Origin of the sequence: Kordiimonas sp. SCSIO 12603, assembly GCF_024398035.1 — a bacterium.
Classification (GTDB): Bacteria; Pseudomonadota; Alphaproteobacteria; order Sphingomonadales; family Kordiimonadaceae; genus Kordiimonas.
This window is the reverse complement of the sequence record NZ_CP073748.1, coordinates 1573172-1586209: the sequence shown is the minus strand read 5'-3', so window position 1 is coordinate 1586209 and position 13038 is coordinate 1573172. Positions and strand designations below refer to the sequence as shown.

General features: G+C 48.6%; 11 protein-coding genes. 2 read left to right on the top strand and 9 right to left on the bottom strand.

What is annotated here, in order from left to right:
* Nucleotides 1–57 precede the first annotated feature (57 nt).
* Nucleotides 58–603: a hypothetical protein gene (locus KFE96_RS07190; protein WP_255835308.1), complete on the top strand. Its 546-nt coding sequence runs from the start codon at nt 58–60 to the stop codon at nt 601–603.
* A 61-nt stretch (nt 604–664) separates the two neighbouring features.
* On the opposite strand, the gene astB is transcribed toward KFE96_RS07190, so the two are convergent.
* The 4 genes from astB to KFE96_RS07170 form a co-directional block, all read right to left on the bottom strand.
* A complete protein-coding gene (gene astB, locus KFE96_RS07185) occupies nt 665–2005 on the bottom strand; it encodes an N-succinylarginine dihydrolase (protein ID WP_255835307.1) in 1341 nt (446 codons plus the stop codon).
* The gene (gene astD, locus KFE96_RS07180; RefSeq protein WP_370650569.1) at nt 2005–3483 is read right to left on the bottom strand and encodes a succinylglutamate-semialdehyde dehydrogenase; all 1479 of its coding nucleotides are present in this window, start codon (nt 3481–3483) and stop codon (nt 2005–2007) included. Before astD ends, astB begins: the two co-directional genes overlap by 1 nt.
* Nucleotides 3483–4529, bottom strand: coding sequence for an arginine N-succinyltransferase (locus tag KFE96_RS07175; protein ID WP_255835305.1), 1047 nt, complete (start codon nt 4527–4529; stop codon nt 3483–3485). Before KFE96_RS07175 ends, astD begins: the two co-directional genes overlap by 1 nt.
* A gap of 118 nt (nt 4530–4647) precedes the next feature.
* Entirely contained in the window at nt 4648–5907 is a 1260-nt protein-coding gene (locus KFE96_RS07170) for a hydrolase (RefSeq protein ID WP_255835304.1), read from the bottom strand.
* Between the two features lie 283 nt (nt 5908–6190).
* On the opposite strand from KFE96_RS07170, the gene KFE96_RS07165 reads away from it, so the two are divergent.
* Nucleotides 6191–6910 carry a response regulator transcription factor gene (locus tag KFE96_RS07165; protein ID WP_255835302.1) on the top strand — a complete coding sequence of 240 codons (720 nt, stop codon included), beginning with the start codon at nt 6191–6193 and terminating at the stop codon, nt 6908–6910.
* A gap of 54 nt (nt 6911–6964) precedes the next feature.
* Here KFE96_RS07165 and mmsB read toward each other — a convergent pair whose 3' ends face one another.
* Genes mmsB through KFE96_RS07140 form a run of 5 tightly spaced genes read right to left on the bottom strand, consistent with a single transcriptional unit; the run spans nt 6965 to nt 13012 of the window.
* Entirely contained in the window at nt 6965–7846 is an 882-nt protein-coding gene (mmsB, locus tag KFE96_RS07160; protein WP_255835301.1) for a 3-hydroxyisobutyrate dehydrogenase, read from the bottom strand.
* Between the two features lie 15 nt (nt 7847–7861).
* A complete protein-coding gene (locus KFE96_RS07155) occupies nt 7862–8923 on the bottom strand; it encodes an enoyl-CoA hydratase/isomerase family protein (RefSeq protein WP_255835300.1) in 1062 nt (353 codons plus the stop codon).
* Between the two features lie 2 nt (nt 8924–8925).
* Nucleotides 8926–9918, bottom strand: a complete 993-nt coding sequence (locus KFE96_RS07150) for a hypothetical protein (RefSeq protein WP_255835299.1) — start codon at nt 9916–9918, stop codon at nt 8926–8928.
* Nucleotides 9919–9924: 6 nt separating this feature from the next.
* Nucleotides 9925–11064, bottom strand: coding sequence for an acyl-CoA dehydrogenase family protein (locus tag KFE96_RS07145; protein ID WP_255835298.1), 1140 nt, complete (start codon nt 11062–11064; stop codon nt 9925–9927).
* A 28-nt stretch (nt 11065–11092) separates the two neighbouring features.
* Complete coding sequence (locus tag KFE96_RS07140; protein WP_255835297.1) at nt 11093–13012, bottom strand: S9 family peptidase; 1920 nt, start codon at nt 13010–13012, stop codon at nt 11093–11095.
* Nucleotides 13013–13038: the final 26 nt, after the last annotated feature.

Sequence of the window (13038 nt, the reverse complement as noted above, 5' to 3'; positions counted from 1 at the left end):
ATTCACTATCTGTAAGATGTCTGTAGTGATTACTTATGAGTAAGTTGGGTGTTCAATATGGAGCAATTTTTCTTCTCTAAAACGACACGGTATATATTTGCCGTGTGGAAGAACGCCGCTCTTCAGTCTCCCCATATCTGTCCTCATCGCAGCGACATCAATTTTGAAGCACTTCCTTCTGAGCACGAGGCCAACACAGCCCTGCTCGCATACATTGATACTGATACCATTATTATCGCCCGGTGCGGTGCTAACATCACCAGAAACCTAAAGCAGGACATAAGCGGCCATAATATTCTGGCCTATCGAGATAAAGAAAAGCAGCTCTACGAAATCGATTACTATGAGCGCCTTGTAAAAACACCTGCCATTGGCTTCATTGAAAGGCAAATCAGCGATATCAATGGCAGGAAAGCCACGCTGTCCAGCCTTCACCTACCGATGGCTGATTATAATGATGAAGTAACTTATTTGCTTTCCATTTGCTCCACACATATTGACGGAAAACCTATAGAGGACCCAGCACTTACCATTATCCCACAATCTCGGGTCATTCGTTCAGATTATATGCCACTGGATCAAATTATCTGGCCTGAGACCTAACACACCCCAATAAAAAAGGCCAACCCGCAGGCTGGCCTTTCATTAAGTATTGGTCTAGCGCTTAAGCACGCTGGAAATCATATACACTGCCAATTTTCAGAATTTGGGTAAGCTCATCAAGCGCTGCGAAGTTTTCTTCCATCAGGCTTACATCACCCAGATCTTCCGGCATCACACGATCACGGTAATGCTTCTTCACCCATGTACGCAGGCTACCCAAGAGATCATCCGTAATAATGCTGTTTGAACCCATCGCAGCGATATCATCATCTGAAAGCGCTACACGAAGGCGAAGACACGCAGGGCCACCACCATTACGCATGCTTTGGCGCACATCCATATAATCAGCGTTAGAGATCGGCCCACCGCTTGCCACAAGCTCATCCACATATGCTTTCGTAGAAGCCGTTTCCTCCACCTCTGTTGGAAGGATAAGGGTCATACCATCGCGGCCCGGTGTGCTGATAAGCTGGCTGTTAAACAGATAGGATGAAACCGCATCTGCCATTGGAACCTTGGCAGCTGGCACTTTCACAAACTGCATTTCCACGTCGCCCATGGCTTTCTGGATTTGCTCACACAGGAATGCTGGGTCTTCAAATGCTTCTTCATGATAGAAGAAAACATTCTTGTTACACACAGAAACCACATCGTTATGGAACGCACCTGCGTTAATCGCTGCCGGGTTCTGACGAACAAGCAGCATTTTATGCGGGTTCACACCGTGCTGTGCAAAAATAGAATGGCAGCTTTCAAGTGTTTGCCGGCCCGGGTAGGTAAGATCATCCGCTTTTTCAAAAGCACCACGGCCATAAACAAACAGGGAAACACCCGCTTCACCATAATCTGCACAGAAACGGTTGTGGTTGGCTGCACCTTCATCGCCCATATGCACACCACCCGGGATTGGCGCATGGTGCGCAAAACGCTCCCCTTCAGGGAACATAGCCGCGAGGATACGGCCTGTTGTTGGCGCTTCGATTGAACGGTGATACATAGCTGCAAGGTTCGCTGGTGTGAAATGCGTTCTGCCATCCGCTGCATCAGGCGCTGGCGTTACAGTGGCCGCATTCGCTGTCCACATCGTGCTTGAAGATGACAGGTTCGCCACAAGCGCCGGGTTCGCACGGTAGGCATTCACCAGAATTTCAGCATCGGTCCCAGTAAAGCCCAAGTTACGAAGCGTTGAAATATGAGGGCGATCATGCGGAGGCAGGATACCCTGTGTCATACCCAAATCACGCAAGTGCTGCATTTTATCAAGGCCCTGCAGTGCACCCTCACGCGGGTTGGCTACCATGCCCTTGTGCTTTGCAGATGCTACGTTACCGTAGGATAGGCCTGCATAATTGTGCGTAGCACCCACAAGGCCGTCAAAGTTAACTTCTTGCCAGTTTGCCATTATGCATCTCCACCAAGTTTAAGGCCTTGCGGCATCGCAGCTACTTCAACCTTACCTTCAGCATTTTCCATGCTTGCTACTGCAAATGAACAGTAATCCGCCGCATAGTAAGCACTTGGGCGGTGATTGCCTGACCAGCCGATACCACCAAATGGTGCTGTAGAAGCTGCACCTGTAAGTTGCTGGTTCCAGTTTACAATACCAGCGCGAGCACGTGGGTAGAAACTTTCATACAGATCGCGATTATCTGAAATCAGGCCGGAAGCAAGACCATATTTGGTATTATTTGCTTCTTTCACAGCAGCTTCAAAATCCGCAACACGTTTTAGCTGAAGCATTGGACCAAATACTTCTTCATCCGGTACATCGGTAGCGTTCGTTACGTCAACAAGACCTGGTGTGAGATAAGCATCACCACGGTCCATCTGCTTTACTTCGCGGATGGCTGTTGCACCAGATGCAATCAAACCTTCCTGTGCCTTAAGAACAAGATCAGCGGCGTGCGCAGAAACAACAGGTCCCATAAATGGCTGCTCATCGTCGCCCCATGCGCCTACTTCAATTTTATCCATCGCAGAGGCAAGTGCTTCAACGAATGCATCACCTTCAGCGCCCACAGGCACGATAAGGCGGCGCGCACATGTACAGCGCTGGCCCGAGCTTACGAAGGCGGAAAGGATCGTCATAACCGCAGCAGCTTGTGTATCTTCCGCTTCATGTACGATCAGAGGATTATTCCCACCAAGCTCAAGTGCTTGAATGATATGTGGGCGATCAAGAAGTGCGCGGGAGATTGCCTGCCCCGTTTTTGCACTACCTGTGAAGAGGAGACCATCAATGCCTTCTGCTGATACAAGCGCTTCACCTGTAGCACGGCCACCTTGCACAAGATTGAGCACGCCTTTAGGCAAACCTGCTTCTTCCCATGTTTTCACCATAAGCTCAGCAACGGCTGGTGTGATCTCGCTTGGTTTGAAAACGATTGTATTACCGGCGATTAGCGCTGGTACTATGTGACCGTTCGGCAAATGGCCAGGGAAGTTATACGGACCAAACACCACCATAACGCCGTGCGGGCGGTGCGTCAGGCGCGAACGAATAGCACCGTTTACCGCTTCTCGTGTACCTGTACGTTCTTCAAATGCCTTGAGCGAAATTTCAATTTTATTCGCCATCGCTGTTGCTTCACCTGTTGCGTCCCAAAGCGCTTTACCAGCGTCTTTTGCAACAAGTTCTGCCATCTCGGTTTTGCGCTCTTTCAGCAGTTCGCCATACTTGCGGATGATCACTAAACGATCTTCTAGAGATGTAAGCGCCCAAGCATCAAACGCATCTTTAGCTGCATCCACAGCGGCTTGAACCTGATCAGCTGTTGCTTCTTTACCGCTCCAGATCACTTCATTATTTGAAGGATCAAACGAGCTGAATTCCTGGCCGTTTCCATCAAGCCAGTTACCACCAATAAATTGTGTCACGATTATTCTCCGGCTTTTGGTTTGATTGGGTCAACTGGGGCATAGCGCATTGCATCCCCTTCTTTCAGTTCGAGCACTGAAGCTGCTTCAGACGGCAGCCACAAGCCGCTTGTACCTTCGACCACATTCGTCAATGTCACGCGGAAATTATCCAAATCAGGGTTACAGGCAAGGTGCACAGGATCATGGCTTTCACCATCAACACAACCGCCAAGAGCTCCCATCACGCTTTTACGCGCGGTCCAGATAGCATTTTTCTGAACAACCATCTCAGGGCCAGCATCAAAAATATCAACCGCACCCGAGAAGTGGAAACCTTCTTTCTCGAGAAGGCGCTTGGCTGGTGCTGCACCATCGTGCGGGCGCCCAATTACATCACGTGCTTCTTTTGGCAAAAGTGCCGTATAAATTGGATGCTTTGGCATAAGGTCAGAAATAAACTGACTGTTGCCGCGACCATTGATTTCATCTGCCACTGTGAAATCCATACCAAAGAAATGGCGGCCAATTGCTTCCCAAAATGGGCTTTCACCATTTTCATCCACCCAACCGCGGATTTCAGCGATAATTTGCTCACCAAACCGTTTCGGATGCGAAGCGATAAGCATATAACGTGCTTTTGCAAGCAATTTACCAAGCTTACCAACATGATGATAATCAGGGTTAAGGAACAAGGTCGCCATCTCTGTGGCGCCTGTGAAGTCATTCGACAGCTGCAAAAGCTGTGTGTCTACACGCATTTCCGGCTCTTTACTAAGCTGCGCCTGATGCAGAATACGGTAGCTATAGAAAGGTTTATCGAGGCCAACATTCACAATAAGTGCGCTTGTGCCTGCGATTTTACCCTTTTCAGTATCTTCCAAAACCAGCAAATAGCCGTGTTTATCACTGCTCCCCTCGGGCAACGAAAACGCGGTAATTGAATCTTCTATTTTTTCCTGAAGTGCGGGACGGTGTGCTGGTAAAGTTGTTAAACCTGTCCCTGTTTTATGGGCGAGTTCCATCAGCCCATCAAGATCGTCTAAACGTACGGGTCGAACCACAAACATGTGATTTTTCCTTATGTTTTGTGGGCTTCTCTCGCGTCCTCACCTGTTTTGCGCAAGAAAATCCCTAGCGTCCGGGCAACTTGAAGGGCCCCGGTTGCCTACGGCCTGATTTTCTTAATCAGGCCTTAGCTTTCACAACATGATCAAGTTGACCACTGGCAAAAGCCATCAGAATAAGCGCTGAAAGTTTTGCGCGTTCTGAAAAACTGTCTGCAACAACAAACTCATCTGCTGAATGGATCATACCACCACGAACACCGAGCGTGTCTACATTTGGAAGGCCAGCTGCCGCAAGATTATTTCCTTCGCAACAACCACCTGTAGGAACATAATTGATATCAATACCAAGTTCCAGCCCACAAGCTTTAATAGCGTCCATAAGTTTCAGGTTCGCGTCAGATAAAGCTTTCGGAGGCCTGTTGATACCACCATGGAGTATAACTTCAAACCCATCTTTAGTATTACCACGTTCGACAATGGCGTTTACTTGCTCTTCAAACCAGATAGCATCTTCAGGTTCTTTAAGACGGACATTGAATTTGCACCACGCCTTATCCGGCACCACATTTGGCGCCACACCGCCACTGATCACAGCAGGGTTTACTGTAAGTTCCGGCCTACCGCCTGTAAGTGCAGCTAATTCACCAATCATCTCGGAAAGTAGTACCACGGCATTACGGCCATTATGGAACTCGCGCCCCGCATGGGCTGCCTTACCGTTTACAATAAGAGAATAGTTACCACTGCCCTTACGCGCACCAGCAAGCGTACCGTCCGCAAGTGCTGGTTCATACGTCATACCAATATCAGCAGTTTTAGCACGTTCCGCCAACACCTTAGCGGAAGCAAGTGAGCCAGTTTCTTCATCTGGCGACAACAAGATTTCCCACCCTACGGACTGTGCAAGTGGTGTTTCTTCAAATGCCATAAGGGCATTCAGCATCACCAGAATACCGCCCTTCATATCCGCCACACCTGGGCCGTTTAGCGTGTTGTCATCGAGCCATGTTGTGGTCTGAAACGGATGATCAACCGCAAATACTGTATCTGTGTGACCCGTCATCAACACTTTTCGGTTCGCCTCAGGACGTTTAAAAATACGAATAGTACGCCCGTTCTTAACGGTTACAATCTCCCCTGCCGCATTTACCAGTTCACCATCATCAAGCTGAATTAATTCAATTTCGGCACCAAGCGGTTCAAACGCCTTAATGATAATTTCTTCCATTTTGGCAAGGCCATCAAGATTCCGGCTACCGCTGTTGATGTGCGACCACTTGATAACGGTATCAACCATCTCTTGTTGTCTGGAATCAATATGCTGAAGCGCGGCTTCACAAGCTTGCCAGTTCGGCATGGACGTTGGGGTAATTGTCATTTTGTCCCTATAATCTTTGGGTGATTATTTAGAAAGTTTGTAACGTCTTTATGGAGCCGAACGCAACACCTAAGGCGTATTACCCATAAACTAGTTTCATAAACTCTCCTTTCACCGCACCGAAAACTCATTTCACCGCATACATCCCAGTTCAACTTTCAGTTAGGTTATGGTGAAACTATGGAAGTTTGGGTAATAAACACCACATATAATAACACTTCCGTACAGTGGGTTTCGGTTCATAACAACACGACAAACCGAATTAGTATAAGCGAGGATAAAAATGAAAGCACTAATCGTCGATAGCGAAGAAATCTTCAGACTCTCTCTCAGGGAGGTGGTCGCAGTTTCAGCATCTTTCACAGATATTATTGAAGCAGGTTCAGAACATGAGTTTCTGGCGAAAACTGCTGCACATACTGATCTATCACTAATCATTCTGCATCCAGACAGCCTTTCCAAGCAGGGAGAAGATTGGGTTAAACTTATTCGTCGCCTGTATCCTGGAATTGCAATCGTAACAGTTGCGAATGATACACATGTTCCAGAAAGTCGCTGGATGGGAACACTTACGGTGCCGCGTACAGCATCCGTGAATACCATGATCACAACAGTTCGCCGTGCTATGCGTCTACCAACAGATAATACTGCTGGCCATTACGGCAAGGTGAAAGCGCCTGATCTGCACGCAACATCATCGAACGATTTCAGCCGTTTTCAAGAAAACATCCCGGCGACAACTACCAATGAAGGCGTAGACCTGAACCGCTTATCCTACCGCCAAAAACAGATTTTGGCGATGGCAGCTGATGGTCTTCCAAACAAAGAAATCGCAGCGCGCCTTAATATCGCAGAAGGTACAGTGAAAGCACATATGCACTCTATCTTTAAAGTGCTTGGTGTTTCCAACCGTACTCAAGCAGTTATCCGCTACGGTGCTTCAGGCAAGCCAATGGGCCCAAACGGCACACCTAGCCCGGAATACCGCGCCTCTGCCATATAAAAAGGGGCCCTAAAGCCCCTCTTCATTTTATTCTCGCTTATTGAGGCGATCTGTTTACAGATCGCCCGATAGGTGTTTGATAACACCTGAGAAATCCACACCGCCATTACCAGCATCATTCATAGCTGTGTAAATCTCTTCACTTAACTTACCGAGCGGCGTGTTCGCACCAGTACTACCCGCTGCTTCCATTGCCAGACGCAAGTCTTTCAGCATAAGCGCTGTTGCAAAACCGGGGTTATAATCATTATTCGCGGGCGATGTTTCAACAGGACCCGGCACTGGGCAGTAACTGGTTAGAGACCAACACTGGCCAGATGCGTTTGATGCCACATCAAAGAAGGTTTGATCATCAAGACCAAGCGAACGCCCAAGATTAAAGGCTTCAGATACACCAATCATGGAAATCGCGAGCAACATGTTATTACAGGCCTTCGCCGCCTGCCCATTACCGGACTGACCGCAATGAACAATCTTTGCCCCCATTGGATCAAGGATTGGCTCAGCAGATTTGAAAGCTTCTTCCGTGCCGCCAACCATAAAGGCAAGTGTGCCAGCCGCCGCGCCGCCAACACCACCAGAAACCGGCGCATCAACCATAGTGAAGCCTTTATCAGCAGCCTCACTTGCAACTTCGCGCGCTGTTGCTACGTCAATTGTTGAACTATCGATAAAGAGCGCACCGGCTTTTGCAGCCGTAAACACTTCACCGTAAACAGATTTAACAATCGCCCCAGATGGCAACATAGTGATAACCACATCCGCACCTTCAACAGCTTCTGTAACAGCCGCGCAAGCAATGCCGCCTGCTTCTGTGCATGCAGCACGAACTTCTCCAGACAGATCAAACCCGCGTACAGTGTGTCCAGCACCCAACAGGTTTTTCGCCATCGGCAGGCCCATATTTCCAAGGCCAATAAATGCAACGATACTCATAATCCCAAATCCCTTTTATAGTTCTATTTCTTTGTCGCCGAGGCTTTCAAAGTGTGCTTCCACGGCAGCTTCGCTTACATCAGCGAGGCTCGCTGGCTGCCACACTGGCGCGTTATCTTTATCAAGCAAGATCGCACGAACACCTTCGAAGAAATCATTCCCCTTCATCGTGTTACACACAATCCGGTATTCCATTTTCATGTTCTCGCGGAAAGTTTCCATACCCTGCCCGCGTTTAAGCTGCTCGTATGTTACCTTCATACTGGTTGGTGATTTACTGGACAGAATTTTAAACTGCTTCTGCGCCCATTCACCTTCATCAGCCTTGAGGCTTTCCATGATGGTTTCAACGGATGCACCATCGAAATGCTCATCGATATCATCAAAGTGTGGTGAGAGCGGTGCTGGCTCTGGGTCAGCATGGAATTTCGCAAGCACTTCCGCCGCATCATCATTATCTTTAATCTCTGCTGCTGCGAGCGCTTCAATTGCCCTATCAACCTTATCGCTTGCCACCACATGGCTTGCAATACCAAGCGCATATAGATCAGCCGCCTTAAGGCGCGCGCCCGTTAGCGCAAGGAACATCCCAGTTTCACCCGGAAGGCGCGGCAGGAACCATCCACCACCAACATCAGGGAACAAGCCAAGGCCTGTTTCAGGCATGGCAAATAGTGTTTTCTCAGATGCTACCCAGAAATCCCCAGGAATAGAAACGCCAACACCACCGCCCATCGTGATACCATCAACAAAACTGATATATGGTTTCGGGAATTCATCAATGGCTACATTCATCAGATATTCTTCATGGAAGAATTCACGCCATTCTTCAGTGCCAGCCTGATAGGATTTGCAAACCTTCACAACATCACCACCAGCACAGAATGCTTTCTCGCCAGCACCCACAACAACAACCGCGTGAACAGAGGGCTTTGTAGCCCAATCAGCAAGCTGCGCCTTAATAAGCGTTGCCATGCCCGCAGTTAAGCTATTCAGTGCTTTCGGGCGGTTAAGCGTTATCAGGCCGATATTGCCGCGGGTTTCAAATAATACTTCTGCGTCTTGCGCATCACTCATAGTTAATCCTTTACAAGCTGAAATCTGGTTCTTGGGGTTACGAACATATGGGCAGCAGGCTCGAAGCCATCTGCGGTTGCTTCATAAATTGAAACACCGCAGCACCATCGGCGCCACCCCAGTGCCCCATCTGCTATTTTTATAATGTAATCTTTCTGGTCATGACTGAAGCTGATGAGCTGAACATCCTCGCCTGCGAAGGTACCGTATGGGTGCGCAGGGTTTTCCCCCGCTTTACCGGCTTCCTCATAAACGGCAGTAAAATATTTTGTTTGCTCAGTTTCGCTAATCCCCAAAGGGACACCATCAAATCTGCCTTGAAGTGCTGGCTGAGATAATTCCAGTGCTTTCTGGCACAATTCCGTTTCACACGGTGGTACATTTGGGGAGGCTTGCACATACCCCAGCAAACCGAAGTTAAACTTGCTCACTTCCAGTTTCTCTACCCCCCCGGAAGGCAAAAACGCCAAAGAGGTAAAATGGCCGCCTTGCTTATTGAAACTATAGGATATCCAGCGATTGTCACCAGCCTCTGAAATTGGGCGCACACCAGTGATTTGCCCCATACCAGAACAACTACCAACATCTGCTTCATTAAAGAACGCTTTGTCGGTATGGAACTTATAGCCATCCTGGCTAGAAACTAATACCTCAACACTTACACAAGACGCCGTGCCGCCCGTGTGTTCGAAAAGAAAATCATCTTTCCCATCCGCATTAAAATCGGCCACCCAAACCGGGTAAACTTCCAGAAAGGTATCACTATCCTGATAGGTAGAGATTATGCTGGTTTCTGGGAAGTCATCTTTATGCTCTTTGACAAATTTCCAGGCTTTTGGCCGATCTATCTCAAAGAATTGAGGGCTATTCTCAAGCCTATCCTTCAACCAAACCATATCCTGATTTTCTGCCTTCGCCTCGGCACGTGACTTTGTTGGCTGCGGATCATCACAGCCAGCAAACAGTAACACACCTAAGCAAAGAAGAGCGCGCATCAGGTTTTAATCCTTCAACAGCGTCCGGCTGATAACAACGCGCATAATCTCGTTTGTACCTTCAAGAATTTGGTGCACACGAAGATCGCGCAGGATGCGTTCGATCGGGTAATCCTGCAGGTAGCCATAACCACCGTGAAGCTGCAGTGCGTTATTCACCACATCAAAGCCTGTGTCAGTGGCAAAACGTTTTGCCATCGCAGCAGCTGATGCAGCATCTGGCGCCTTATTTGAAACCTTCTGTGCTGCTGCGTAAAGCAGGAGACGTGCAGCCTCAAGCTCTGTTGCCATATCAGCAAGTTTGAACTGAGTTGCTTGAAAATCAGCGATTGAGCGGCCGAACTGCTTACGGTCTTTTGTGTAAGCTACAGCTTCATCAAGTGCACGCTGGGCACCACCAATGGAACAAGCGCCGATATTAAGGCGACCACCATCAAGACCCATCATAGCGATTTTAAAGCCCTGCCCTTCAGCACCCACAAGATTGCTTGCTGGAATGCGGCAATCATCAAACATAACAGCAGCGGTTGGCTGACTGTGCCATCCAAGTTTCTTTTCCTGCGCACCAAAGGATAAGCCCGGAGTATCTTTTTCAACAACAAAGCAACTGATGCCTTTTGCGCCATCGTCAGATGTGCGAGCCATCACTACATAAACATCGCTTTCGCCGCCGCCTGAGATAAAGGCCTTGGCCCCATTCAGCACATATTCGTCACCGTCTTTAACAGCCTTGGTTTTAAGGGCTGCAGCATCAGAACCAGCACCCGGCTCTGTAAGACAGTAACTTGCTAGCTTGTTAAGTGTGGTTAGATCACCGAGGAAACGGTCACGTTGGTCTTCTGTACCGAACTCATCAATCATCCATGTAGCCATGTTATGGATAGAAATCATCGCGGCAGTTGAAGGGCACCCTTGTGAAAGCTGTTCAAAAATCAGCACAGATTCAACGCGGCTTAGCGCGCACCCGCCTGCTTCTTCACTAATATAGATACTGCCAAAACCCAGCTCGCCTGCAGCTTTCGCTACATCGCGTGGCCAGATTTTTTCTTCGTCCCAAATATGCGCATTTGGGGTGATCATGTCAGCGGTGAAGCTGCGCGCCATTTCCTGGATAGCACGCTGATCTTCGTTAAGTGAAAAATCCACTCTAGTGTCCCTTCAGTACTTTTACTTCTTACTTTTCCGCAGCCAGATGCTTCTCAAGGAAAGCAGCAAGCCTGCGGCCATATGTTATGCGGTTTTTCATTTTGCGGACTGAATGCCCTTCATCAGGGAAGCGCAGATACTCCACTTCAAAACCATTATCTCTAATAACTTTTACCATGCGGTCAGATTCTGTAACCGGATCACGCGGATCGTTCACGCCGTGCTCGAAGAACATCGGTGCCTTGATGCGGTGCGCGTTATTAATCGGCGAATTCTCGGCATAAAACTTCTGCCATTTTTCTTCACGGATATCGCCGTATTCAATAAGGTCGCTCGCCTTAAGGCCCGGCGAAGCTTCTTCAAGTGCGCGTACCCAGTTGGATACACCAACAAAAGAAGCGCCAGCTTTGAAGGCTTCAGGGTAAAGGCCCATAACGGCATTCACCATATAACCGCCATAAGAACCGCCCATAACGGCAGCACGGTCACCGTCCACACGGCCATCTTCTTTCATCCATGCGATGGCATCAGCAAGATCGCGCACGCTATCACGGCGCTTTTCCATATTATCGAGGCGAGCGTATGTTTTACCAAAGCCTGTGGAGCCGCGGACATTGATATCAAGGACAGCGATGCCTTTGCCGACCAAATACTGGGTTCTGCCCAGCCATACAGGGCGCGCCTGTGCGGTTGGCCCGCCGTGTACATCCACTACAACAGCAGGCTTCTTCACACCCTTCGGCAGATAGAGAAGGCCCTGAACCGTAACGCCGTCACGCGCCTTAAAAGTGATAGACTCTGGCTTCACCATCGTTGCCGCATTAAGGCCCGCTAGATTAGAAGCATAAACCTGTTCTACATCACCTGATTTCACATCCCATACAAACACATCACCCGGGCGGTCAAAGGCAGAGATACGAACGGAAAGTTTTGAACCTTCGCTCCATGATGTGCTGTACACACCGTCTGGTAGTTCAGCGGTTTTCACCATCTTGCCTGTCTTCACGTTCATCACATGAAGCTTGCTATACCCACCATGGTTAGTTTGCCATGAAAGATATGTTTTATCGCCGTTCAGGCGCACGGCTTCAACGTCATGATCACCTTCATACAGGGTGGTAACCTCGCCGCTTGCCAGATCATATTTCGCGAGCGCTGTATATTCGCGGTCCTGATTGGTTGAATAATAGAAATGGGAGCCATCCGCAGCCCATGCAAACCCCTGATAAGCTGAAGAAATCTCTGGTTTAAACAGCGTTTTCAGTTCTTTGGTTTTTGTATTCAACAGGAATACATTGTTTGCATCCTCACCCACCGTTTGGGTGATAATCAAATGGTCACCATTTGGCTGATAGCTTGCGGGGAAATACCCAAATTCAGCCTGGAACAACAGGCGGCTTTCACCTGTTGCTGTATCAGCTTCGTAAATATCGAAATCACGGCCATTACGTTCAGTGGATGCAAACGAGAATTTACTGCCATCAGAAGAGAAGCTACCGAAACGGCGGAAAGCATCAGAGAACGGCATTAACTGGCGCTCTGAAAGGCCATCCCGTTTCATCATGTAATAAGCTTCGCGCTCATCACCGTTGTTATCCGCACCGTAAATCAGGTGTTCACCATCAGGATGCCAACGAAAGAAGGTAACTCCGTTACCGTAGGTAAGCTGCTTTGGCTGGCCGCCTGCTGCATCCATAATCCACAGCTGCGGAGAGCCAGTTACGTTTGATGTGAAAGCAAGAGATTTACCATCTTTTGAAAGGGCTGTGCCGCCCGCACCGCGCACCATAAGAAAACGCGTAATATCGGCAGGCATCTGACCTGCCAAGCCAACATCCACAGGTGATACCTTCGGTGTATCTTCAGGATACGGCCAATTGGTGTGATCATCCGCTAGCGCGGTTGATGCCAATAGCGATACGCTCAGCACTTTCAAAAAATGTTTCATCTCATGTCTCCCCGATCGAACTCTAT